The sequence below is a fragment of the Bradyrhizobium semiaridum genome, assembly GCF_020329505.1.
GTDB classification, from domain to species: Bacteria; Pseudomonadota; Alphaproteobacteria; order Rhizobiales; family Xanthobacteraceae; genus Bradyrhizobium; species Bradyrhizobium semiaridum.
In genome coordinates this window covers 45,144-68,618 of sequence record NZ_JAGKJJ010000026.1, presented here as the reverse complement: position 1 = coordinate 68,618, position 23,475 = coordinate 45,144, and the positions used below count along the sequence as shown (strand labels likewise).

At 65.1% G+C, this 23,475-nt stretch carries 17 protein-coding genes; 5 read left to right on the top strand and 12 right to left on the bottom strand.

Annotated elements, in window-relative coordinates; genetic code table 11:
- Nucleotides 1-284: 284 nt before the first annotated feature.
- The 8 genes from J6500_RS25250 to J6500_RS25215 form a co-directional block, all read right to left on the bottom strand.
- The gene (locus tag J6500_RS25250) at nucleotides 285-1,088 is read right to left on the bottom strand and encodes a Cof-type HAD-IIB family hydrolase (RefSeq protein WP_225715404.1); all 804 of its coding nucleotides are present in this window, start codon (nucleotides 1,086-1,088) and stop codon (nucleotides 285-287) included.
- The gene (locus J6500_RS25245; RefSeq protein WP_249781659.1) at nucleotides 1,085-1,573 is read right to left on the bottom strand and encodes a gluconokinase; all 489 of its coding nucleotides are present in this window, start codon (nucleotides 1,571-1,573) and stop codon (nucleotides 1,085-1,087) included. Before J6500_RS25245 ends, J6500_RS25250 begins: the two co-directional genes overlap by 4 nt.
- A gap of 28 nt (nucleotides 1,574-1,601) precedes the next feature.
- Entirely contained in the window at nucleotides 1,602-2,354 is a 753-nt protein-coding gene (gene pgl, locus J6500_RS25240) for a 6-phosphogluconolactonase (protein WP_225715402.1), read from the bottom strand.
- Nucleotides 2,355-2,356: 2 nt separating this feature from the next.
- The gene (gene zwf, locus J6500_RS25235) at nucleotides 2,357-3,850 is read right to left on the bottom strand and encodes a glucose-6-phosphate dehydrogenase (protein WP_225715401.1); all 1,494 of its coding nucleotides are present in this window, start codon (nucleotides 3,848-3,850) and stop codon (nucleotides 2,357-2,359) included.
- Between the two features lie 18 nt (nucleotides 3,851-3,868).
- Complete coding sequence (gnd, locus tag J6500_RS25230) at nucleotides 3,869-4,852, bottom strand: phosphogluconate dehydrogenase (NAD(+)-dependent, decarboxylating) (RefSeq protein WP_225715400.1); 984 nt, start codon at nucleotides 4,850-4,852, stop codon at nucleotides 3,869-3,871.
- A gap of 14 nt (nucleotides 4,853-4,866) precedes the next feature.
- On the bottom strand, nucleotides 4,867-7,713 hold the full coding sequence (locus J6500_RS25225) for a bifunctional transaldolase/phosoglucose isomerase (protein WP_225715399.1): 2,847 nt from the start codon (nucleotides 7,711-7,713) through the stop codon (nucleotides 4,867-4,869).
- Between the two features lie 132 nt (nucleotides 7,714-7,845).
- Nucleotides 7,846-8,073, bottom strand: coding sequence for a hypothetical protein (locus J6500_RS25220; RefSeq protein WP_225715398.1), 228 nt, complete (start codon nucleotides 8,071-8,073; stop codon nucleotides 7,846-7,848).
- An 84-nt stretch (nucleotides 8,074-8,157) separates the two neighbouring features.
- Nucleotides 8,158-8,700 carry a hypothetical protein gene (locus J6500_RS25215; protein ID WP_225715397.1) on the bottom strand — a complete coding sequence of 181 codons (543 nt, stop codon included), beginning with the start codon at nucleotides 8,698-8,700 and terminating at the stop codon, nucleotides 8,158-8,160.
- A gap of 537 nt (nucleotides 8,701-9,237) precedes the next feature.
- Here J6500_RS25215 and J6500_RS25210 point away from each other — a divergent pair.
- The 4 genes from J6500_RS25210 to J6500_RS25195 all read left to right on the top strand — a co-directional run bounded on the left by J6500_RS25210 (nucleotide 9,238) and on the right by J6500_RS25195 (nucleotide 15,540).
- Entirely contained in the window at nucleotides 9,238-11,181 is a 1,944-nt protein-coding gene (locus tag J6500_RS25210; RefSeq protein WP_225715396.1) for a PrkA family serine protein kinase, read from the top strand.
- Nucleotides 11,182-11,284: 103 nt separating this feature from the next.
- The gene (locus tag J6500_RS25205; RefSeq protein ID WP_225715395.1) at nucleotides 11,285-12,556 is read left to right on the top strand and encodes a YeaH/YhbH family protein; all 1,272 of its coding nucleotides are present in this window, start codon (nucleotides 11,285-11,287) and stop codon (nucleotides 12,554-12,556) included.
- Nucleotides 12,556-14,103: a SpoVR family protein gene (locus tag J6500_RS25200; RefSeq protein ID WP_225715394.1), complete on the top strand. Its 1,548-nt coding sequence runs from the start codon at nucleotides 12,556-12,558 to the stop codon at nucleotides 14,101-14,103. Before J6500_RS25205 ends, J6500_RS25200 begins: the two co-directional genes overlap by 1 nt.
- A gap of 246 nt (nucleotides 14,104-14,349) precedes the next feature.
- Nucleotides 14,350-15,540 (top strand): ABC transporter substrate-binding protein, encoded by a 1,191-nt coding sequence (locus J6500_RS25195; protein ID WP_225715393.1) that lies wholly within the window; start codon nucleotides 14,350-14,352, stop codon nucleotides 15,538-15,540.
- A gap of 63 nt (nucleotides 15,541-15,603) precedes the next feature.
- Here J6500_RS25195 and J6500_RS25190 read toward each other — a convergent pair whose 3' ends face one another.
- The 4 genes from J6500_RS25190 to J6500_RS25175 all read right to left on the bottom strand — a co-directional run bounded on the left by J6500_RS25190 (nucleotide 15,604) and on the right by J6500_RS25175 (nucleotide 20,916).
- Nucleotides 15,604-16,659 (bottom strand): 2-oxoacid:ferredoxin oxidoreductase subunit beta, encoded by a 1,056-nt coding sequence (locus J6500_RS25190; protein WP_225715392.1) that lies wholly within the window; start codon nucleotides 16,657-16,659, stop codon nucleotides 15,604-15,606.
- A complete protein-coding gene (locus J6500_RS25185) occupies nucleotides 16,656-18,503 on the bottom strand; it encodes a 2-oxoacid:acceptor oxidoreductase subunit alpha (RefSeq protein ID WP_225715391.1) in 1,848 nt (615 codons plus the stop codon). Before J6500_RS25185 ends, J6500_RS25190 begins: the two co-directional genes overlap by 4 nt.
- Entirely contained in the window at nucleotides 18,473-20,008 is a 1,536-nt protein-coding gene (locus J6500_RS25180) for a 4Fe-4S dicluster domain-containing protein (RefSeq protein ID WP_225715390.1), read from the bottom strand. The genes J6500_RS25185 and J6500_RS25180 overlap by 31 nt, the downstream gene beginning before the upstream one ends.
- Nucleotides 20,009-20,244: 236 nt before the next feature.
- Nucleotides 20,245-20,916, bottom strand: a complete 672-nt coding sequence (locus J6500_RS25175; protein ID WP_225715389.1) for a DUF4286 family protein — start codon at nucleotides 20,914-20,916, stop codon at nucleotides 20,245-20,247.
- 196 nt (nucleotides 20,917-21,112) lie between these two features.
- On the opposite strand from J6500_RS25175, the gene J6500_RS25170 reads away from it, so the two are divergent.
- Nucleotides 21,113-23,395, top strand: a complete 2,283-nt coding sequence (locus J6500_RS25170) for a caspase family protein (protein WP_225715388.1) — start codon at nucleotides 21,113-21,115, stop codon at nucleotides 23,393-23,395.
- Nucleotides 23,396-23,475 lie beyond the last annotated feature (80 nt).

The following is a 23,475-nucleotide window of genomic DNA, read 5'->3' as shown; positions in this document are numbered from 1 at the left end:
ACTCGAGAAAGCGGGATCGGACGACGTCAAAAAATTCCGGAATGCGAACGGCACTGACGCAAATGTGGTTGGAGACTCCTTGGCGGCTGGCGGCGGGCGAAATGGTACCTTCGATGGGTCGCGGGGAACCGCAAACCGGTCGGTGCGGCACCAAGCGTCAGGCATGAGACAAGTTGTCGCATACGCAGTGCGACGTGACCACACGGCCAGTATGGCTCGATTGGCGCTGCGGGAATGTGCCAGAGATCACAGACCGCCCGCGGGCGATCGGCAAGGGGCGCGCGTCAGCGGAGCTGCAGCACGGTCTCCATCGCGCGCGCGAAGCCGTCGTGCGCGTTGCTTTCGGTGATATGCGTGGCGCTGGCCTTCACGTCGTCGCTGGCATTGCCCATCGCAAACGAGACGCCGCTCTTGGCAAACATCGGAAGGTCGTTCTGCATGTCGCCGATCGTTGCGACATGCTCCAGCGCGACGCCGAGGCGTTTCGCGATCGCCTCGACGAAGGTGCCCTTGTCGTGGCCGGGCGGAGTGACGTCGAGATAATAGGTTTGCGAGCGCACCGCGGTGGCATCGTTGCCGACCATCCGCTGCATCTCCTTCTCGCAGCGCTCCAGCAGCGCGGCATCCGAGCTGGCGCCGACGATCTTGCAGGCCTGATCGAGATAGGGCGCGAAATCCACCACGATGGTCGGATCGTGCTTGATCGTGCGTTGCTCGTGCGCGGTGTACTCGCCGTCGGGGTTTCGCGTCAGCCAGCGGTCGTTGGTGAACAGCCAGATGTCGACGCCGTAGTCGCGCAACAGGTCGATGCTGCGCTTGGCAACGGCAGGCGGGATCAGATGCTGCTCCAGCGGCTTGAGTTGCGGATCGACGATCGCAGAGCCGTTGAAGGCGCCGATCGGCTGCGTGATCGCGAGCGGCGCAACCAGAAAGCCCATGCCGATCGTCGGCCGGCTGGAGACGACGGTGAAGCCGATGTCGGCCTGGTGCAGCCGGCGCACCGCCGCCTTGGCATCCTCGGTCAGAACCTTGTCCTTGGTCAGGAGCGTGCCGTCGACATCGGAGACGACAAGGGCGATGCGGGTCATGGGCGGTCCAGGTCCAGTTGGCTGACAATGTCTTCGACGATCGCCTCGACGCTGCGGTCGATGGCGACGGTGATCGCCCGCTCGTCCGGCGTCGGCCGCTCTAGCGTCGCGAACTGACTGGTGAGCAGCCCCGGCGGCATGAAATGGCCCTTGCGTGCGATCAGCCGCGAGGCGATCAGCTCCTGCGAGCCGTCGAGGAAGACGATGCGGACATCGCGCCGGCCATGCACCAGGATGTCGCGATAGCTGCGCTTCAAGGCCGAGCAGGCAATCACCGCGCGCTTGCTCGCCTTGCAGGTCCGGTCGATCTCCGCGGCGATGGCTCTGAGCCAGGGCCAGCGATCCTCATCGGTCAGCGGCTGCCCGGAATGCATCTTCGAGACGTTGCTCGGCGGATGAAAGCTGTCGCCATCCTCGAAGCGCCAGCCGATCCTGACCGCGAGGTGATCGGCGATGGTGCTCTTGCCCGAGCCCGACACGCCCATCACCACCAGCGCGCAGGGATTATCCCCGTCAGCCACGGAAATCCTCCGGCAGCGCCGGCTGATCGATCAGCCAGACGGTTTCGTTCAGCGATCGTGCGCGGTTCGCCGGCAGGTCCTCGCCGGCAAACAACCGCGTCAGGATCGCGCGCTTGCTCTCGCCGGATATCTCGAACAGCATCTCGCGGCAGGAGGCAAGCGCCGGCAGCGTCAGCGTGACGCGCGGCACGAACGGCTCGACATTGGCCTTGGGCACGCCGACCACCCAGCGTGCGGTCTCCTCGACCGCGGGAAAGCCGGGAAACAGCGAGGCGGTGTGGCCGTCGGGGCCGACGCCCATCAGCACCAGATCGAACAGCGGCCGCGCGGGATCGAGCTGTTCGGCGCCGTAGAGCGCCATCAGCTCGTTCTCGTAGAGGGCGGCGCTGACGTCGGGGTCGTTGAGATCGGCGGTGTCGGTCGCGATAGGGTGGACATTCGCGGCAGGCGCGCAACGGTCGAGGAAGGCCTGGCGCGCCATGCTCATATTGTGCAGCGGGTCCTTGCGCGGCACCAGGCGCTCATCGCCGATGAACCAGTCGACGCGGTCCCACGGAATCCGGCCGCGATATTCCGGCGTCGCCAGCAATTGATACAGCGCCTTCGGGTTGGAGCCACCGGTGAGGCAGATTGCGATCCGGGCCTCGTTGGCGGCGATCCGCGCGATCAGCCGTTCGGCCGCGGTCTTCGCCAGCGCCGCCGGATCGGCGACGGTGATGATCTTGCGCTCGTGGCTCGCGGCCATGGTCAGCCGAGTTTCCGCCAGCTGCGGCCGTCGCGCGTCAGCAGGGCGTTGGCCGCCTCGGGGCCTTCGCTGCCGGCCTTGTAGGGCTGCAGGCCACGGCCGCCCGCGTTCTTCCACGCGTCGAGGAAGGGCTGCACCGCCTGCCAGCCGGCCTCGACGCTGTCGGCGCGCTGGAACAGGATGTTGTCGCCGATCATGCAGTCATAGATCAGCGTCTCGTAACCGGTCGACGGTTCGGCGTTGAAGTAGTCCTTGTAGCGGAACTTCATCTCAACGCCGTCGATGTTGATGGTCGGGCCCGGCACCTTGGTGTTGAACTGCAGCTCGATGCCCTCGGTCGGCTCGGTCGAGATGATCAGGAAATTCTGCGACAGCCGGTCGACCGGCGTGTCGCGGAACATGGCAAACGGCGCGCGCTTGAACTTGATCGCGATCTCGGTTCGCTTGGAGGTGAGCGCCTTGCCGGTGCGCAAATAGAACGGCACGCCGGCCCAGCGCCAATTGTCGATGGTCAGCTTCAGGGCCGCATAGGTCTCGGTCGAGCTGTTCGGCCTGACCTCGGGGATCTTCAGATAATCGTCGATCTCGGTGTCACCGACCTTGCCGGCACGATACTGGCCGCGGACTGAATTGTTCAGCGCCTCCTGCTCGCTCTGGGTCTGGATCGCGCTCAGCACCTCGGCCTTTTCCGAACGCACCGCATGGGCATCGAAGCGCGCCGGCGGCTCCATCGCCACCAGCGACAGCAGCTGGAACAGATGGTTCGGCACCATGTCGCGCAGCGCGCCGGTGGCGTCGTAGAAGCTGCCGCGATGACCGACGCCGAGCTTCTCGTCGACCGTGATCTGGATGTGGTCGATGTGGTTGCGATTCCAGATCGGCTCGAACATGCCGTTGGCAAAGCGCAGCACCAGGATGTTCTGGACCGTTTCCTTGCCGAGGTAATGATCGATCCGATAGATCTGGTGCTCGTCCATCAGCTTCAGCAGCGCGGCGTTCAGCGCCCTGGCCGATGCCAGATCGGTGCCGAACGGTTTCTCCACCACCAGCCGCCGCCAGACGCCGTTCTCCTGCAGCATGCCGGTGCGGCCGAGCTCCCGGCTGATCGGCAGGAAGGCGCTCGGCGGGGTCGCGAGATAGAACAGCCGGTTGCCGCCGGTGCCGCGCGCCGTCTCGATCTTCTCGAGCCGCTCGTTCATGGCGTCGAACGATGCCGGATTGCTCGGATCGGCCTCGATTGCCGTGACACATTCGAACAACCGCGCGACGACCGCCTCGTCCAAGGGGCGGGTCGCGAACTTGCGCAGCCCCTGCAGCAGGCTGTCCTTCATCTGTTCGCTCGACATGCCCTTGCGGGCGATGCCGACCACGCAGAATTTGTCGGGCAGCAGATTGCCGGCGGCCAGATTGTAGAGCGCCGGAATTACCAGGCGGTGCGTCAGGTCGCCGGTGGCGCCGAAGATGATGAAGGAGCAGGGATCGGGTTTCTTTTGCACGGGACCTTCCGGGTTTCGTTAAGCCTTCTTCGGCGGCTCCTTGTGGCCGCCGAAGCCTGCGCGCATCGCAGAGAGGATTTTCTCGGCGAAGGTATGGTCCTTGCGCGAGCGGAAGCGCGTGTAGAGCGCGGCCGTCAGCACCTCGGCCGGCACGGCCTCGTCGACCGCGGCGTTGACGGTCCAGCGGCCTTCGCCGGAATCCTCGACGAAGCCCGAGTAATTGTCGAGCGTCTGGTTCTCGGCGAGCGCCGTCGCGGTGAGGTCGAGCAGCCAGGACGGGATCACGCTGCCGCGCCGCCACACCTCGGCGATGTCGGCGACGTCGAGGTCGAAGCGATGCTCCGCCGGCAGCGCCTCGATATTGGCGTTCTTCAGGATGTCGAACCCTTCGGCATAGGCCTGCATCAAGCCGTATTCGATGCCGTTGTGGATCATCTTGACGAAGTGGCCGGCCCCGATCGGGCCGGCATGGATGTAGCCCTGCTCGATGCGCGGATCGCGGCCCTCGCGGCCGGGCGTGCGCGGGATGTCGCCGATGCCGGGCGCCAGCGCCTTGAAGATCGGGTCGAGCCGGTCGACCACGGCCTTGTCGCCGCCGATCATCATGCAGTAGCCGCGCTCGATGCCCCAGATGCCGCCGCTGGTGCCGACATCGACATAGTGCAGCCCGCGCTCCCTGAGCGTCTTGCCGCGGCGGACGTCGTCCTGCCAGAAGGTATTGCCGCCGTCGATGATGACGTCGCCGGGCTGCATCAGCTTCGCCAGTGCATCGATCGTGGCTTCGGTGATCTTGCCGGCCGGCAGCATCACCCAGGCGGTGCGCGGCGTCTCCAGCTTGGCGACGAAATCCTCCAGCGAGGAAGAGCCCGCGGCGTTGTCGGCGACCAGCGCGGTGACGGCCTTGGGATCCTTGTCGTAGACGACGGCGGTGTGTCCGTGAGCGATCAGGCGGCGGACGATGTTGCCGCCCATCCGCCCGAGGCCGATCATGCCGAGTTGCATTGTCCTCCCTCCGTTCAGTTCAGTGCAGCCGAGATCGCAGCGTCGAGCGCTGCCAATCCGGAGGCGAGGTCGCCCTTGAGATGCACGCGCAACGCCCGCCGGCCGCGCTCGGTCAGCACATCGAAATCGCCGCGCGCCTGCGCCGCCTTGATCACGCCGAAGCTGGCCTTCTGGCCGGGCACGGCGAGATCCTGGGGATCGTCGGTCGTCACTTGCAGGAACACGCCGCTATCCGGACCGCCCTTGTAGGCCTGTCCGGTCGAGTGCAGGAAGCGCGGGCCGAACTCGGCGCAGGTCGCAAGGTGTTTGGCGTCACGCACTCTCAGCCGCATCGCCTGCATGGCGTCGATCGTGTCGCCGTCGCGCTCGATATAGGCGAGCAGGGCGACGTAGTCGCCGCGGCCGGAGCGCGACAGATGCGCCTTGATCCAGGAGTTGAGATCGCCATTGGCGCCGGCCTTGCGCAGCTCCTCGGCGTTCTGCGCATCGGTGTAGAGCTCGACCTCGTCCGCCGACACCACCGGCTGCTCCGCCGGCAGCGACCCGGTCTTCTCGAAGGCGGCGGTCAGCTCGCGGGTCTTGATCTTGGCGGCCTCGACGTCCGGCTGGTTGAACGGGTTGATGCCGAGGATGGAGCCTGCGACCGCGGTCGCGATCTCGAAGCGGAAGAATTCCTGGCCGATATGGTCGATCGACTTCAGCACGATGCGCACCACCGGATGGCCCGCGGCCTCCAGCGCGGCGAGCTTTGCCTCATGCGCCGCATCGTGCTCGCTCTCGGTGCGCAGGTCGATGAAGAAGCGGTCGTTGCCGTAAACGGCGGGGTCACCGATCGTCTCGCCCTCGATCGGGATCAGGCCCTTGCCGTCCTTGCCGGTGGATTCCGCGATCAGCTGCTCGGCCCAGGCGCCGAAATCGGCGACGTCGGGTGAGGCTGATATCGTCACCTTGTCGCGGCCCTCGAGCCCGGCGATGCCCATCGCTAGGCCGAGCTGCACGCCGGGGTTCTCGTGCGGTGGCACGTCGGCGCCGCAGGAGCGCACCATCGACAGCGCATGGCCGAGCAGGCTGCGGACATCGATCCCCGCCGCGGCTGCCGGCACCAGGCCGAACGGCGACAGCACCGAGTAGCGGCCGCCGATCGCCGGATCGCCATAGAAGATGCGGGCAAAGCCCTGCTTGATCGCGACCTTCTGCAAGGAGGAGCCAGGATCGGTCACCGCGATGAAGCGGTGGCCGGCCTTGTCCTTGCCAATCGCCTTCGCGACCCGGTCGAAGAAGTAGTCCTTCATCACGTTCGGCTCGGTGGTGCCGCCGGATTTCGACGAGACGATGAACAGCGTCCTGGAGATGTCGACATACTCCTCCATCGCGCGCACCTGGGCCGGATCGGTGGAGTCGAGCACATGCAACCGCGGGAAGCCCGATCGGTGCGGGAAGGTCTCGGCCAGCACTTCCGGCCCGAGGCTCGATCCGCCCATGCCGAGCACCACGGCGTCGGTGAAATTCTGCCCCTTCACGCGCTGTGCGAAATCCTCGTAGTCGGCCACATTGGCCGCAGCGGGGCTGGTCAGCCAGCCCAGCCATTTGTTCTCGTCATCGCCGGTCCAGACGGTCTTGTCCTTCTGCCAGAGCCGGCGGATTTTTGCGGAGGCGCGCCACTCCTCGGTGCTCGCCTCGACCGCCTTCTCGATGCTGGCGCCGAGTGCCAGCTTCTGCTGGTCGATGCCGCCGCCGAGCGAAGTCGCGCGCTTGTGGGCGACCGCGCCATAGAGCTTGTCGGCCGCGTCGGCGAACAGCTTGACGCCATCCTTGACCAGCTCATCGGTGATGGCGTCCAGCGAGATGCCGGATTTCTCCAGCTCCTCGAGCACGTGACGGGCGTCCGCGACGTTCTCCTCGAGACTGTCGCGCAGCTTGCCGTGGTCGCGGAAGGCGTCGAGGGTGGCCGGCGGCATGGTGTTGACGGTGTCGGGGCCGATCAGCTCCTCGACATAGAGCACGTCGCTGTAGTCCTTGTTCTTGGTGCCGGTCGAGGCCCACAGCAGCCGCTGCGGCTTGGCGCCCCTGGCCTTGAGCTTGTCCCAGCGCGCGCCCGCGAACAGGCGCTTGTAGTCCTGGTAGGCGAGCTTGGCGTTGGCGATCGCGACCTTGCCCTTCAGCGCGGCGAGCCGCTCCTTCTCGGACGGATCGTTCGCCCGGGCGATCTTCTCGTCGAGCTGCTTGTCGACCGCTGAGTCGATCCGGCTGACGAAGAAGCTGGCGACGCTCGCGACATGGGCGGGATCGCCGCCCTTGGCGACGTATTTCTCCAGCCCCTTCAGGTAGGCCTCCGCGACCTGGCGGTAGACCTTCTGCGAGAACAGCAAGGTGATGTTGATGCTGATGCCTTCGCCGATTAGCTGCTCGATCGCGGGCAGGCCTTCCGGCGTCGCGGGCACCTTGACCATCAAATTCTTGCGATGCACGTCCTTCCACAGCCGCTCGGCCTCGGCGATCGTGCCCTTGGTGTCCATCGCGAGGTAAGGCGACACTTCGAGGCTGACAAAGCCATCGCCGCCATGGCTGTGGTCGTAGACCGGGCGCAGTACGTCGGCGGCGTGCTGGATGTCCTCGACCGCGAGCTGCTCGAACAGGTCGGCGACCGAGCGGTCGCCGGTCTTGAGGGCCCTGCCGATCGCGCCGTCATATTCATCCGAACTGCCGATCGCCTTCTCGAAAATCGAGGGGTTGGACGTCACGCCTTTGACGCCGTCGGTCTCGATCAGCCGCTTCAAATCGCCCTTGGCGACGAAGCCGCGGGCCAGGAAGTCCAGCCAGACCGCCTGGCCGTGATTTTCGAGTGCTTTGACGGGGTTCATGGGAGCCTGTTCTCGTTTGATCGAGGTCGATTTTTGGGTTCCCGGGCAGCTTTCGGGGGCGGGAGCGGATTGTCAACCTGGAGGGTGCCCGGGGCGGAATATCAGCATTCCCAAGGGATAACGCCATTCACATCAGTTCGATCCCGCGGGGTTTGCCAGCCGAGGAGAGCCCGATCTCTGAACATTTTTATGACGCGGTGTGGGCTGCGTGGTGGTGCGGTCACGGCCGCAGATAGAGGTAGCCCTGCGATTCCAGCTCGGCGAGGCGGACACGCCGCTCCGGTCGGCGCTGATGAAGCTGGGAAGCAGGTCCTTCAGGCCGATGTTTTGCGCGCCCCACAGGATGCTGCGTCGATCCATGGCGTTCTCCGCTACTGGTGCCGATCGGTCGTCGGTCGAAAGCGTATCACTTGTGGCTGGGCGCGGCGAGTTCCGCACGATCGGTCACCAGCTCGGCGCATTCGCTGCTGTCGGCGCGATCGACGCGAAAGATATTGTCGTCGCCGTTGCCGGAAAGGGCTTCTCCGGCGTAGCGCCATCCGGCCTGCCGCGTTCGGAGACCACGATACGGCCAATGCGGACGATCGCGGATTTATCATCCTTCGACAGCGCCACAGTGATGTCACCACCTTCACAATCGACGCTGCATTCGTAGCGCAGCTTGCGGCCCCGCTCGCTCGCGAGGGCGTGATTGCAGGAGCCCACGGAGTCGAAATCGCCGGCGCGGCCGCGCAATTTGACGCCGGTGCTGAAGCAATAGTTGACGGTCTTGTCCTCCGCCACGGTTTCGGCCTCGACGAGGAGCTTCATCGCGCTGACCTTCTGCTTCGAGTGCTGCGCGAGGTGATTGGCGTCGTAGCGCCGCACGAAGCAGGTATAGGTTTTCTCGCGCACGGGGCCGGCGAACATCCTTTTGTCGAAGGCGGCAGCCTTGGCCTTGTCGGCGGCATCCTGGGGGCCTAGGCGGCGAACGTCGCGACGGCGCATGCCGCAAATGCGAGGATGATACGGGACAACAGCTTCATGGCCCGGGTCTCGGGAATAACAGGGGCTAGCGGCGCATCACCAAGATGCGCGGCGAAAATACCGCGCGGAACTGCGCGGGGGCTCGCTGCCTTAGTCGCGGCGATACCGAGGCACGTTCAACGGTGTCTGACTGTTTGTTCATCTACGTCGCCGGCGCCGCATCTTGACGCCACCGCCGGACAGTCACACCTTTTCAGGGAGCCCAACGTTGATCGCCGGCAGGGAAGTTGCCCCGTTCGGATGTCCACTTGTCGAGGCCGGACCCGTTAAACCACGGATGTTGCGAGAGTGCGACAACGGCCAAAAACAGGGGGGTATTGATGAACTATTTAGCTTCCTGCCTGTTGATAAGGCGGTGGCTGCACACGCCGTGCATTGCCGAAGTGAGTCGGTCGAGTGTCCAATAGACCGAGCGTGCCGACGCTGATTCGATCCTTGGACGCTCTGGTTACGACTCGTGTCAGTCGTGCGGCGATACATATCGTGGAGAGAGGGATCATGTACAACGATTCTTTGTTCAACGCCTTCGCCAGGTCGTTTGAAGCACGAAGCCAAACCGACATGTCGATGGCTGAGTATCTGGAGTCGTGTCGAAGTGATCCGATGCGATATGCAAATGCGGCCGAGCGGTTATTGGCGGCAATCGGTGAGCCCCACATGATCGACACGGCCAAGGACCCACGCCTTGGCCGTATCTTTTTGAACCGCACGATCAGATCGTATCCGGCCTTCGCCGGCTTCCACGGCATGGAGGATACGATCGAGCGCATCGTCGGCTTCTTCCGCCACGCCGCGCAGGGCCTCGAGGAGCGCAAGCAGATCCTGTATCTGCTCGGGCCGGTCGGCGGCGGCAAGTCGTCGCTCGCCGAGCGCATCAAGGCGCTGATGGAAGTTCATCCGATCTACGTGCTCAAAGCCGGCGACGAGCTGTCGCCGGTGTTCGAGTCGCCGCTCGGCCTGTTCGATCCCGAGCAACTCGGTCCGATGATCGAGGAGAAGTACGGCATCCCGCGCCGCCGGCTCAGCGGGCTGATGTCGCCCTGGGCCTACAAGCGGCTCGAGGCGTTCGGCGGCGACATCTCGCAATTCCGCGTCGCGCGCATCCAGCCCTCCCGGCTGCGCCAGATCGCGGTCGCCAAGACCGAGCCCGGCGATGAGAACAACCAGGACATCTCCTCGCTGGTCGGCAAGGTCGACATCCGCAAGCTGGAGACCTACGCCCAGAACGATCCCGACGCTTACAGCTATTCCGGCGGCCTCAACCGCGCCAACCAGGGCGTGCTCGAGTTCGTCGAGATGTTCAAGGCGCCGATCAAGATGCTGCACCCGCTGCTGACCGCGACGCAGGAAGGCAATTACATCGGCACCGAGAACATCGGCGCGATCCCCTTCACCGGCATCATCCTCGCGCACTCCAACGAGGCGGAGTGGCAGAGCTTCAAGACCAACAAGAACAACGAGGCCTTCATCGACCGCATCTGCGTCATCAAGGTCCCGTACTGCCTGCGCGTCACCGAAGAGCAGAAGATCTACGAGAAGCTGATCCAGAGCTCCGAGCTCGCCGCTGCTCCTTGCGCGCCGGCCACGCTGGAGACGCTGGCACGCTTCACGGTGATGTCGCGGCTGCGCAAGCATGAGAACTCGACGCTGTTCGCCAAGATGCGGGTCTACGACGGCGAGAGCCTGAAGGAGTCCGATCCGAAGGCGCGCAGCGTGCAGGAGTACAAGGACGCGGCCGGCGTCGACGAAGGCATGGACGGCGTGTCGACCCGCTTCGCCTTCAAGGTGCTGGCCTCGACCTTCAACCACGACACCACCGAGGTCGGCGCCGACGCGGTGCATCTGATGTACGTGCTGGAGCAGGCGATCCGCCGCGAGCAGCTGCCTGACGAGGTCGAGAAGCGCTATCTCGAGTTCATCAAGGCCGACCTCGCGCCGCGCTATGCCGAGTTCATCGGCAACGAGATCCAGAAGGCCTATCTGGAATCCTACGCCGACTACGGCCAGAACCTGTTCGACCGCTATGTCGACTACGCCGACGCCTGGATCGAGGACCAGGACTTCAAGGATCCCGACACCGGCCAGCTGATGAACCGCGAACTGCTGAACCAGGAGCTGACCAAGATCGAGAAGCCGGCCGGCATCGCCAACCCGAAGGACTTCCGCAACGAGGTCGTCAAGTTCTCGCTGCGCTCGCGGGCCCACAATAACGGCAAGAACCCGAGTTGGACGTCCTACGAAAAGGTTCGCGACGTGATCGAGAAGCGGATATTCTCACAGGTCGAGGATCTGCTTCCGGTGATCTCGTTCGGTTCGAAGAAGGACGGCGAGACCGAAAAGAAGCACGGCGAGTTCGTCGCACGGATGGTGGAGCGCGGTTACACCGAGCGCCAGGTCCGCCGTCTGGTCGAATGGTATATGCGGGTGAAGCAGGCTGGTTAGCAGCAGGATCCGGAGGGCCGGCTTTCCTTGCTCCGTCCCAAACAAGAATGATGATGCGACCGCTTCCGGTCGCATCACGGCGTGAGGCAGATGCAACGTGGTCATGCATATCGTCGATCGGCGGCTCAATCCGGGTAGCAAGAGCCTGGAGAACCGCCAGCGTTTCCTGCGGCGGGCCAAGGCGCTGGTCCAGGGAGCCGTGAAGAAATCGTCGCAGGACCGGGACATCAAGGATGTCCTGGAGGGCGGCGAGGTGACGATCCCGCTGGACGGCATGGATGAGCCGCGGTTCCGGCGCGAGGGCGGTACGCGCGACATGGTGCTGCCCGGCAACAAGAAGTTCGTCGAAGGCGATTACCTGCCGCGACCGAGCCAGAGCGGTGGCAAGGGATCGGGAGCGGGGGAGGGCGACAGCGAGGACGCCTTCCGCTTCGTGCTCAGCCGCGACGAGTTCGTCGACCTGTTCCTCGATGACCTCGAACTGCCCGACCTGGCCAAGCGCAAGCTCGCGGAGACCGAAAGCGAAGGCATCCAGCGCGCCGGATATTCAACGTCCGGCTCTCCGGCCAATATATCGATCAGCCGTACGGTGAGCCGCGCGCTGGCGCGACGCGTGGCGCTGCGCCGGCCGCGCAAGGACGAGATCGAAGCGCTCGAGGCCGAGATTGCCGAATGCGACGACGCGGCGCGCCGGCGCGAGCTCATGGCGCAGCTCGAAGCGCTGGTGGCCAAGGTCAAGCGCATCCCGTATATCGATCCGATCGACATCCGCTACCGCCGCTTCGAAACCGTGCCGAAGCCGGTCGCGCAGGCCGTGATGTTCTGTTTGATGGACGTTTCGGGATCGATGTCCGAGCACATGAAGGACCTCGCCAAGCGGTTCTACATGCTGCTCTACGTATTCCTGAAACGGCGCTACAAGCACGTCGAGATCGTGTTCATCCGCCACACCGACCGTGCCGAGGAGGTCGATGAGGATACGTTCTTCCACGGTCCGGCCTCCGGGGGCACCCTGGTATCGAGCGCGCTGGTCGCGATGAACGAGATCGTCCGCACCCGTTTCCGCCCGGCCGACTGGAACATCTACGCCGCCCAGGCCTCGGACGGCGACAACATGACGTCGGACAGCGGCCTGACGGGCCAGCTGCTGACCACCAATATCCTGCCGGTCTGCCAGTTCTTCGCCTATCTCGAGGTGGGCGAGGCCGCCAACTACACCTTCGACATGCCGGACTCCTCGCTGTGGACGCTGTACGAGCGCCTGCGCAACGAGGGCGCGCCGCTGTCGATGCGCAAGGTCAGCGAGCGCGGCGAGATCTTCCCGGTGTTCCAGGATCTGTTCAAGCGCCGCAGCCAGCAGGAGAGGGTTCCGTAATGAGTTCTTCCGGCGAACGCCTGTTCGAGGGCGCCGACTGGGATTTCCAGATCCTGCAGCGGATTCACGACGCCTGCGAGGAGATCGCGCACAAGGAACTCGGGCTCGACGTCTATCCGAACCAGATCGAGGTGATCACCGCCGAGCAGATGCTGGACGCCTATTCCTCGGTCGGCATGCCGCTGTTCTACAAGCACTGGTCGTTCGGCAAGCAGTTCGCCTTCCAGGAGGCCTCCTATCGGAAGGGCCTGATGGGCCTCGCCTATGAGATTGTGATCAACTCCTCGCCGTGCATTTCCTACCTGATGGAGGAGAACACCGCGACGATGCAGACGCTGGTGATCGCGCACGCGGCGTTCGGGCACAATCACTTCTTCAAGAACAACTATCTGTTCAAGCAGTGGACCGACGCCGACGGCATCCTCGACTATCTGGAATTCGCCAAGGGCTACATCGCCGCCTGCGAGGATCGCCACGGCAGCGAGGCGGTGGAGCGCACGCTCGATGCCGCGCACGCGCTGATGTCGCATGGCGTCGACCGTTATCCCGGCAAGAAGATGCTCGATCTGCGTGACGAGGAGAAGCGCGCCGGGCAGCGCCGGCAGCATGAGGAGAGCGTCTTCAACGATCTGTGGCGGACGGTGCCGAACGTCAAGACCAAGACCAAGGCCAGCCTCACCGCCGAGCGCCGTCGCGCGCTGCTCGGCCTGCCACAGGAGAACATCCTTTATTTCCTGGAGAAGACCGCGCCGCGGCTGGCGCCCTGGCAGCGCGAGCTGATCCGCATCGTGCGCCACATCGCGCAGTACTTTTACCCGCAGGGCCAGACCAAGGTGATGAACGAGGGCACGGCGACCTACGTGCATTACCGGATCATGAATCGCCTGCACCAGCAGGGCCGCATCACCGATGGCAATTTCCTAGAATTCCTGCAATCGCACACCAACGTGGTGTTCCAGCCCGAATTCGACGATCGCCGCTTCTCCGGCTTCAACCCGTACGCACTCGGCTTTGCGATGATGCAGGACATCGAGCGCATCGTGAGCGCTCCGGAGGACGAGGACCGCGAGTGGTTCCCCGACATCGCCGGCAAGGGTGACGTCGAAGGCGTGCTGCGCGAGATCTGGGCCAATTACCGCGACGAAAGCTTCATCAGCCAGTTCCTCAGCCCGGCGCTGATCCGGCGCTTCCGGCTGTTCCATCTGCACGACGATCCCGCGGACAGCGCGGGGATCCGGGTCGATGCGATCCATGACGAGCGCGGCTACCGCCGGGTCAGGCGCGAACTGGCGCGGCAATACGATGTCGGTTTCGTCGACGCCAATATCGAGGTGATCGATGTCGATCTGGACGGCGACCGCCGGTTGATGCTGCGTCACACCACGGTGAAGGACGCCCAGCTCAACGAGACCGATACGCGGCGGGTGCTGCAGCATCTTGCCGATCTGTGGTCCTATGACGTCGTGCTGACCGAAGTCGACGGCTCGGACAAGGTACTGAAGGAATACGTCGTCAGTCCGCGCGTTGCCGCGGCAGCGGCCGCCTGAGCGCGCGACTGCGTTGCAGTCCATGCAAGGCTGACCGCCTTGCGGAATGAAGTTCTTGCGCAACGAACCTTCGTGCCCGGCGAAGGTCCACATCGCGAACATCCCGACAACGTTCCGCTGACATCGGTCGCGCCATGTTCGGATCCCGAACGCGATTGCCGGCGCGTGCAAGTTCTTGGCGATTGCCTGCGCAGGCGCGATTGATATGGTGCGCGCCGTCAACAAGACCAAGAAAAGGATACGCTCTTGTCAACTCGCACGTCCCTGGCGGGCTCGCTCGCCGTTGCCGCGTTCGCGGCCCTCGCGATCTCTCCGTCTATCGCCGCCGAAACTTCGATCAAGATCGGAAACACCGCGCCGTATAGCGGGCCGGCGTCCGCCTACGGCACCATCGCGCGCGCCGAATCCGCGTATTTCCAGATGTTGAACGATCAGGGCGGCATCAACGGCCGCAAGGTCGAGTTCGACACGCTCGACGATGCCTATTCGCCGTCGAAGACGGTCGAGCAGACCCGCAAGCTGGTCGAGCAGGATGAGGTGCTCGCGATGTTCAGCTCGGTCGGTACCGCGCCCAACATCGCCGTGCAGAAGTATCTCAACATCAAGAAGGTGCCGCAGCTGTTCGTCTCGTCCGGCGCGACGCGCTGGAACGATCCCAAGCACTTCCCGTGGACGGTCGGCTTCAATCCGACCTACGAGCTGGAAGGCAGGCTCTACGCAAAATACATCCTGATGACCAAGCCCAATGCGAAGATCGCGGTGATCACGCCGAACGAGGACGCCGGCAAGGATTATCTGAAAGGCTTCAAGGATGGGCTCGGCGAGCATGTCGGCCAGATCGTGGCGGAAACCACGTATCAGACCGCAGATCCGACCATCGACTCCCAGATGGTGACGATGCGCGAGTCCGGCGCGGACGTGTTCTTCGCCGAAGCGACGCCGAAATTCGCGGCGCAGGCGCTGCGCAAGGCGGCGAGCATGGGCTGGAAGCCGCTGACCATCCTGCCGACCGTCTCCAACTCCGTTTCCGCGGTGCTCGAGCCCGCCGGCCTCGAGAATGTCGTCGGCGTCGTGACCGGGCTCTACCTGAAGGACCCGACCGATCCGCGCTGGGCCGATGATCCCGGCCAGAAGGAATTTTCCGCCTGGATGAAGAAGTATCAGCCCAACGCCAGCGCGGGCGATCTCTTCAACGTGCAGGGCTATACGGTCGCACAGGTCATGACGGCGGTGCTGAAGAACTGCAACGGCGATTACAGCCGGGACAACATCATCAAGCAGGCGACCAATTTGAAGGCGCTCGAACTGCCGATGCTGCTGCCGGGCATCAAGGTGCAGACCGAGCCCGGCAATGTGACGCCGATCCGCCAGATCCAGATGGCGCGGTTCGACGGCAAGTCATGGGCGCTGTTCGGCGACGTCCTGAGCGACAAGTAGCGTTTGTTGTCTGGCCGGCCGGAGCGCGACCATCCGTCACGTTACCACGCGGCCGCGCTGCGATCACCGCAGGCTGGCGTTGATCTTGTCCAGCACGGCTGAGCCGGGGCACAGCGCCTTTTCGTCCAGCGCGTTGAGCGGCGTCTCGACGGTGTCGAGATGGGTGTGCAGGTCCTCGGCCTCGGGATCGACATAGAGCAGCCCGGTGACGATCTGGCCCTTGGCAGCGTGCTTCTGCAGGAAGGTCTGTGCTCCCAGCCGATCATGCGGATCGTAGTCGGCATCCAGCTTACGCAGCGCAAGGCGGGTGCCGTCATGCTGTTCGACAACCTGCACCGTGCCCGGCGCGTAGTCGACGCTGATCGGCTCGCGTCCGACCAGCACGTCGAGCCGGTTCACCGCGTCATTGTGCTCGCGGACATAGTCGAAGCTCTTGGTCGAGCCGGCGTGGTTGTTGAAGGCGATGCACGGGCTGATCACGTCGATGAACGAGGCGCCCTTGTGGCGGATCGCAGCCGCAATCAGCGGCACCAGCTGGGTCTTGTCGCCGGAGAACGAGCGCGCCACGAAGGTGGCGCCGAGTTGCAGCGCGATCGCGACCAGGTCGATCGCGTTGTCGGTGTTGGTGACGCCCTTCTTGGACTTCGAGCCGCGGTCGGCGGTCGCCGAGAACTGGCCCTTGGTCAGGCCGTAGACGCCGTTGTTCTCGACGATATAGGTCATGTTGACGCCGCGCCGGATCGAATGCGCGAACTGGCCGAAGCCGATCGAGGCTGAGTCGCCGTCGCCGGAGACGCCGAGATAGATCAGGTCGCGGTTGGCGAGGTTGGCGCCGGTCAGCACCGACGGCATGCGGCCGTGCACCGAGTTGAAGCCGTGCGAATTGCCGAGGAAATAGTCCGGCGTCTTCGACGAGCAGCCGATCCCGGAGATCTTCGCGACCCGGTGCGGCTCGATCGAGAGCTCGTAGCAGGCCTCGATGATCGAGGCGGTGATCGAATCGTGGCCGCAGCCGGCGCACAGCGTCGAGATCTTCCCCTCGTAGTCGCGATGGGTATAGCCCAGCTCGTTCTTCCTCAGGCCGGGATGGTGAAACTTCGGCTTTGCGATGTAGGTCATGACACGGCCTTGCGGAGAGGAGTGACCTTGAGATGGTCCTGGTGGTCGCCGATGGAGTTGGCGATGAAGCGCGCGGTGATCGGGGTGCCGTCATAGTGCAGGATCGGCACCAGGCGGACGGGATCGATGCCGTTTTCGTTGACGATCAATTGGCGCAGTTGCGCGTCGCGGTTCTGCTCGACCACGTAAACGAAATCATGGTCGGCGATGAAGCTCGCCACGCTGGAGTGGAACGGGAAGGCGCGGATTCGCAGCCGGTCGAGCTGGTGGCCGCGTGCTTCCAGGATGCCAATCGCCTCGTCCATCGCCGGCGATGTCGAGCCGAAATAGATCACGCCGTATTTGGTCGGCTTCGCCGCATTGGCCTGCAGCGGCCGCGGCACCATGTCCTGCGCGGTCTCGAACTTGCGCACCAGGCGCTGCATGTTGTCGGCGTAGACCGCGCCTTCCTCCGAATAGCGCGCGTAGCGGTCGCGCGAGGTGCCGCGGGTGAAATAGGATCCCTTGGTCGGATGGGTGCCGGGATAGGTGCGGAAGGGGATGCCGTCGCCGTCGACGTCGAGGTAGCGGCCGAAGTCGCGGCCCTCCTCCAGCATCTCCGCGGTCATCACCTTGCCGCGGTCATACTGCCGGGCATCGTCCCACTTCAGCGGGCGGCACAGCCGGTGATTCATGCCGATGTCGAGATCGAGCATCAGGAAGATCGTGGTCTGCAGCCGCTCGGCGAGATCGAAAGCGTGCGCGGCGAACTCGAAGGCTTCGGCCGGATCCTCCGGAAACAGCAGCACATGCTTGGTATCGCCATGTGAAGCATAGGCGCAGGCGATCACGTCGCATTGCTGGGTGCGGGTCGGCATGCCGGTCGAGGGGCCGGCGCGCTGGATGTTCATGATCACGGCCGGGATCTCGGCAAAATAAGACAGGCCGATGAATTCGGTCATCAGCGAGATGCCCGGGCCCGAGGTCGCCGTGAAGGCGCGGGCACCGTTCCAGGAGGCGCCGATCACGATGCCGATCGAGGCGAGCTCGTCCTCGCCCTGCACGATGGCGTATTTCGCCTTTCCGGTCTCGGCATCGTGCCGGTACTTCTTGCAATGGCTGGTGAAGGCCTCGGCCACCGACGATGACGGCGTGATCGGATACCAGGCGCACACCGTGGCGCCGCCATAGACCGCGCCGAGCGCGGCCGCGCTGTTGCCCTCGATGAAGATGCGGTCGCCGACCTTGTCGGCCTTCCTCACCCGCAATCCCAGCGGGCACTTCAGATTCTGCAGCGCCCAGTCGCGGCCGAGATGCAGCGCATGGACGTTGGAGGAGAGCAGCTTCTCCTTGCCCTTGTACTGCTCGCCGATCAGCTGCTCGACCAGCTTCGGATCCATGTCGAGCAGCGCGCAGAGCGCGCCGAGATAGATGATGTTCTTGAACAGCTGGCGCTGCCTGGGATCGCTGTAGGTCGAGTTGGTGATCGCGGTCAGCGGCACGCCGATCACGGTGATGTCATCGCGGAATTTCGACGACGGCATCGGTTTGGTCGAATCGTAGAACAGGTAGCCGCCGGGCTCGATCGAGGCGACGTCCTTGTCCCAGGTCTGCGGATTCATCGCCACCATCATGTCGACGCCGCCGCGGGCGCCGAGATGGCCGTCCTCGGTGACGCGCACCTCGTACCAGGTCGGCAGCCCCTGGATGTTGGACGGAAAGATGTTGCGCGGCGACACCGGCACGCCGTGGCGCAGGATGGAACGGGCGAACAGCTCGTTGGCGGAGGCCGAGCCCGAGCCGTTGACGTTGGCGAAGCGGACGACGAAGTCGTTTACGCTGCTGATCGGGCTTTGGACTGACATGTTGATCCTGCGTGAACCATATCGATGAGATACTTCTGCATGTCCCAAGCGCCGGTCGGGCAGCGCTCGGCACACAGCCCGCAATGCAGGCAGACGTCCTCGTCCTTGACCATGACGCGGCCGGTCTTGAGGTCGCCGGAGACGTAGAGCGCCTGGTCGTGATGCGGCGAGGGCGCCTTCAGGCGCTGCCGCAAATCATCCTCTTCGCCGTTCTCGGTGAAGGTGATGCAGTCCATCGGGCAGATGTCGACGCAGGCGTCGCATTCGATGCAGAGCGGGGCGGAGAACACCGTCTGCACGTCGCAGTTCAGGCAGCGCTGCGCCTCGCCGAGCGCGAGTTTGACGTCGTAGCCGAGCTCGACCTCGGCGCGGATGTCCTTCAGCGCGATCACCTTGTCGCGATGCGGCACCTTGAAGCGCTTGTCGGCGGAGATGTCGTTGTCGTAGCTCCACTCGTGGATGCCCATCTTCTGCGAGGAGACGTGCACCTCCGGCAGCGGGCGCTCGTTGATGTCCTCGCCGGAAATCATCTTGTGGATGGAAAGCGCGGCGTCGTGACCGTGCGCTACTGCCCAGATGATGTTCTTCGGCCCGAACGCCGCGTCGCCGCCGAAGAACACCTTCGGATTGGTCGAGACGAACGTCTTGGGATCGACCTTCGGCATGTGCCACTTGTCGAACTCGATGCCGCAATCGGCCTCGATCCAGGGGAATGCGTTCTCCTGGCCGACCGCAACCAGCACGTCGTCGCAGGGCACGGTCTCGTCGGGCTCGCCCGAGGGCACCAGGTTGCGGCGGCCCTTGGCGTCGTATTCCGCCTTCACCTTCTGGAAGGTGACGCCGATCAGCTTGCCGGCGACATGCTTGAAAGTGCGGCCGGGAATGTCGAGCTCGCGGCCGCGCGGCGCGCCCGAGCCGACGAAGATCGCGTCGTAGTTCTCGGCCAGCAGCTGCTTGAGACTGTCGATGCGCTGGCCGCCCTTGAACTCGACGCCGAGGCCGAGGATGTAGCCGGTCTCCTCGTCGATCACGCTGTCGGGCAGGCGGAATTTCGGGATCTGGCTGCGCATCATGCCGCCGGCCTTGGGATCGCCGTCGAACACGGTGCAGTGATAGCCGAGCGGCGCCAGATCGCGCGCCACCGCGAGCGAGGCGGGGCCGCCGCCGACCAGCGCGATGCGCTTGCCGTTCTTCGCCGCAGGCCGCGGCAGGCGCTGGCTAATGTCGTCCTTGAAGTCGGCGGCGACGCGTTTGAGGCGGCAGATCGCGACCGGATTGTCCTCGACGCGCCCGCGGCGGCAGGCCGGCTCGCACGGACGATCGCAGGTGCGTCCCAGGATTCCCGGAAACACGTTCGACTTCCAATTGATCATGTAGGCGTCGCTGTAACGCCCCTCAGCAATCAACCGGATGTACTCGGGAACGGGAGTGTGTGCGGGACAGGCCCATTGGCAATCGACTACTTTATGAAAGTAATCCGGCGCCGAGATGTCAGTCGGTTTCATTCCTACCTTTGACCCGCGCGAAATGCCTCACCGCGCGGCCTTATCGTTGACGAGCGCTCACGCGACGTTGTTTTGGTTTTTGAATTGGATCATAGGCTTATCTTATTAGAGCCGTTCCAGAGAACGCAAAGGCAAAATTGTCCGACCTACAGCTTTCGCGTGGCTGATTTGCGTTTGGCGTTAATCTCGCAAAGCCCCATGCGGCGGTGCAGCATGAATGCGTCGCCGCATCGCACTCATCTGCGCGGAATATCGCTCTTCGCGAGGTCCCACAGCAGCCGATAGACGCCGCTGGTGATCACGAGCGGTTTCAGCGCGGCATTATTGGTGATGCGCGCCATGGCGTCGGGCACGACGCCGACATCGGTGGCGTCGATCAGCACGAACCAGTCGCCGGCGCCGGGATCGGCCTGTGCCGCATCCGCCGTGAGCGGCTTCGACAGGGCAGGATCGTTCTCGAGCAGGTGCATCGAGATGATGCCGTCCTGCGTCGCCGGATCGAGCTGCTCCCGCAACGCAGCGCGGAGCTTGTCAGCGCCGTCGGCAGGTGGACGCAGCCGGATGAGGCCGAGCGCGGCGCCCCGTCCGGTGCCGCGGCTGATCGTGATGCGCGCGACCGCGCGGATCATGTTCTCAAAGCGCGCGATATTGGCCTTCGACCATTCGGTCTGGTTGGCGAGCGCCGTGCGATAGGCGGGGCTGTCGAGCACGTCGAAGGTTTCGGTCGAGTACAGGCCGAGATATTTCGGCTTGCCGTCATGGGCGACGTAGCGCCGCGCTTCGAGGAAGCCGTCGATCGCGACTCGCTCCTCGATGTGCTCGCGGTCGTACCAACGGTTGAATTCAGCCTCGTGTAAGGGATCGACATCCATCGATGTCATCAGCATGCCTTGTCCGGCGATCGGCATCGAGTGCTCCTTTTTGCCTGTTTTTTTATCGACGCAATATCGCCGAAGGGAGTGCAGCAGGGAAGCGGGTTCCCGGGGGCACGCGACCGGTCAGACCAAGGATTGCCACAATTGCTGCGCTGTTGTTCAGCGCGGGTTCACGGAACAAGCATTTCCATTCAACTCGCCAATGTCTGGGAAGAAAAGGACAGCCGTCATGGCGCGAATTCTCTGGGCACTATTCATCGGCCTTGTGTCGCTCGCGTCGCTGCCCGCGCATGCGCAGGACCTGGAGAAGCGGCTTGCGCTCGTGGTCGGCAACGGCGCGTATGAAGCCGGTGCGCTGCAGACCGCTGCCAACGATGCCGGGCTGATCGCGCAGACCTTGCAGGCGGCCGGCTTCGACGTGATCGGCGCACGCGATCTCGACGGTGAGACGCTGCGTAAATCGTTCCGCGATTTCGTCCAGAAGGTGCAGGAGGCAGGTCCCAACACGGTCGCCTTCGTCTATCTCGCCGGCTACGGCGTGCAGCTCACCGGCGAGAACTATTTCGTGCCGGTCGATGCAAAGATTGCGCGCGACACCGACGTGCCGGTCGAGGCCATCCGAATGTCCGACTACATCCATCAGCTCTCGGCGCTGCCGCTCAAGGCGGGCGTGGTCGTGCTCGATGCGGCGCGCAGCAATCCGTTTGTGAAGGAGGGCCAGCCGCTCGCCGGCGGCCTCGCGCTGGTCGATCCCGACCCGAAGATGCTGATCGCGTTCAGCTCTGCGCCGGGCACCGTCGCGCCCGACGGCGCGCCGCCCTATGGCCCCTATGCGCAGGCGCTGGCCGAGATGATCCGCGCCGGTGGCCTCAGCCTGCCCGATGTGTTCGACCGCGTTCGGCTGCGCGTCAACGAGATGACCAAGGGCGCGCAGGTCCCGTGGGATGCGCAAAAGGTCGACGCGCCCTTCATGTTCTTCGAGCGCAAGCCGGACGCGCCGCCGGAGCAGGTCGATGCGGGTCTACGCAGCAAGCCGATCCGCGATTTCTCGGCGCAGGATGCCTACGCGGCGGCACTGGAGCGCGACACGCTGCAGGGCTACGAGGAATACCTGCAGGCCTATCCGAACGATCCGCTCGCCAAGCGCGTGCGCGCGATCGTGGCGGCGCGGCGCGAGGCTATCACCTGGCGGCGCACCTACAATGCCGACACGCCGGATGCCTACTGGTCCTATCTCAACCGCTATCCGCGCGGGCCGCATGCGGCCGATGCGCGGCGGCGCCTTGCCTATCTCTCGGCCGCGCTGGAGCCGCCGCCGCAATTCGCCGCGCTCGATTACGACGTGCCGCCGCCGCCGCCCGATGAGATCGTCTATGTCGATCGTCCGGTGCTCTACTACAGCGACCCGGTGTTCGCTTTCGAGCCGCCTCCGCCGCCGCCGGTGTTCTTCCTGCCGCCACCGCCGCCGGACTTCGTGGTGCTGCCGCCACCGCCGCCCCCGATCGGCCTGTACGTGCTGCCGACGCCGCTGTTCGTCGCAATGCCGGCCTATATCGCCGCGCCTCGCTATGTTGCGCCGCCGCCGAACAACATCGTGTTCAACAACATCCACAACACCACGATCATCAACAATGTCATCAACAATCCGAACCCCACGCCGGCGCAGCTCAGCGCCGCCGGGGTGAGGCCGGCGGTCCCCGGAGCTCCAATCTCGCGGGCGCCGTCATTGCCGCCGGCCGCCTTGCAGCGCGCGAACCTCGCTCCGGCGCCGGGCGGTCAGCCCGGCCCGGGCCCGGGCGGCCGGCCCGCGTTGCCGGGTGCGGCACCAGGCGCGGCGGTCGCACCGAATGCTCCCGGTGCGCCGGATGGCCACGCGCTGCCGGGTGGCAGGAATGCACCGCCGCTGCCGCAGGCTGCGACCGCGCCGCCTAACGCTCCGCAGCCGGGCGCCAGGCCGGCCCTGCCCGGACAGGCCGGACCGGGCAGGCCCGCCGCAGCCGTGGCGCCCGCGAATGCTCAACCGGCTCCCGTTACCCGGCCGGGCGCGCCGCCGGCACCTCCGCCAGCGGCCGCCGCGCGGACGCCCGGCAGGACGCCGCTCCCTCACGCCGCGACGGCGCCAACTCCCGCCGCACCGCCGCCGGCGATACGCGCAGCTCCTGGAAGGCCGGCACCGGCGGCGCGACCTGCACCGCCACCCGCGCGTGCCGCTGCGATCCCACCGGTGATCGCGCGTCCACCGCCGCCGCCGCGTGTTGCTGCTCCGCCACCGCGCGTCGCCGCGCCGCCGCCGCGTGCGGCAGCGTTGCCGCCGCGTCCGGTTGCCATGCCGCCGCGTCCGGCGCCGGTCCCGCACGCAGCTCCGCCGCCGCGGCCGATGGTGCAGCAGATGCAGCGCGCCGCGCCGCCGCCTCGCATGGCAGCACCGCCGCCGCGGATGGCCGCGCCGCCGCCGCGGCCGGCTGCGCCAGCGCGGCCCCACGGCTGTCCGCCCGGACAATGCGGACGTTGAGATCCTGGTCGTGCAGTTGCGGAGACAGGATGAGATGACGATCGAGGGGCGGCCAAGGCGCTGGCCTGGACTCCGCCGGC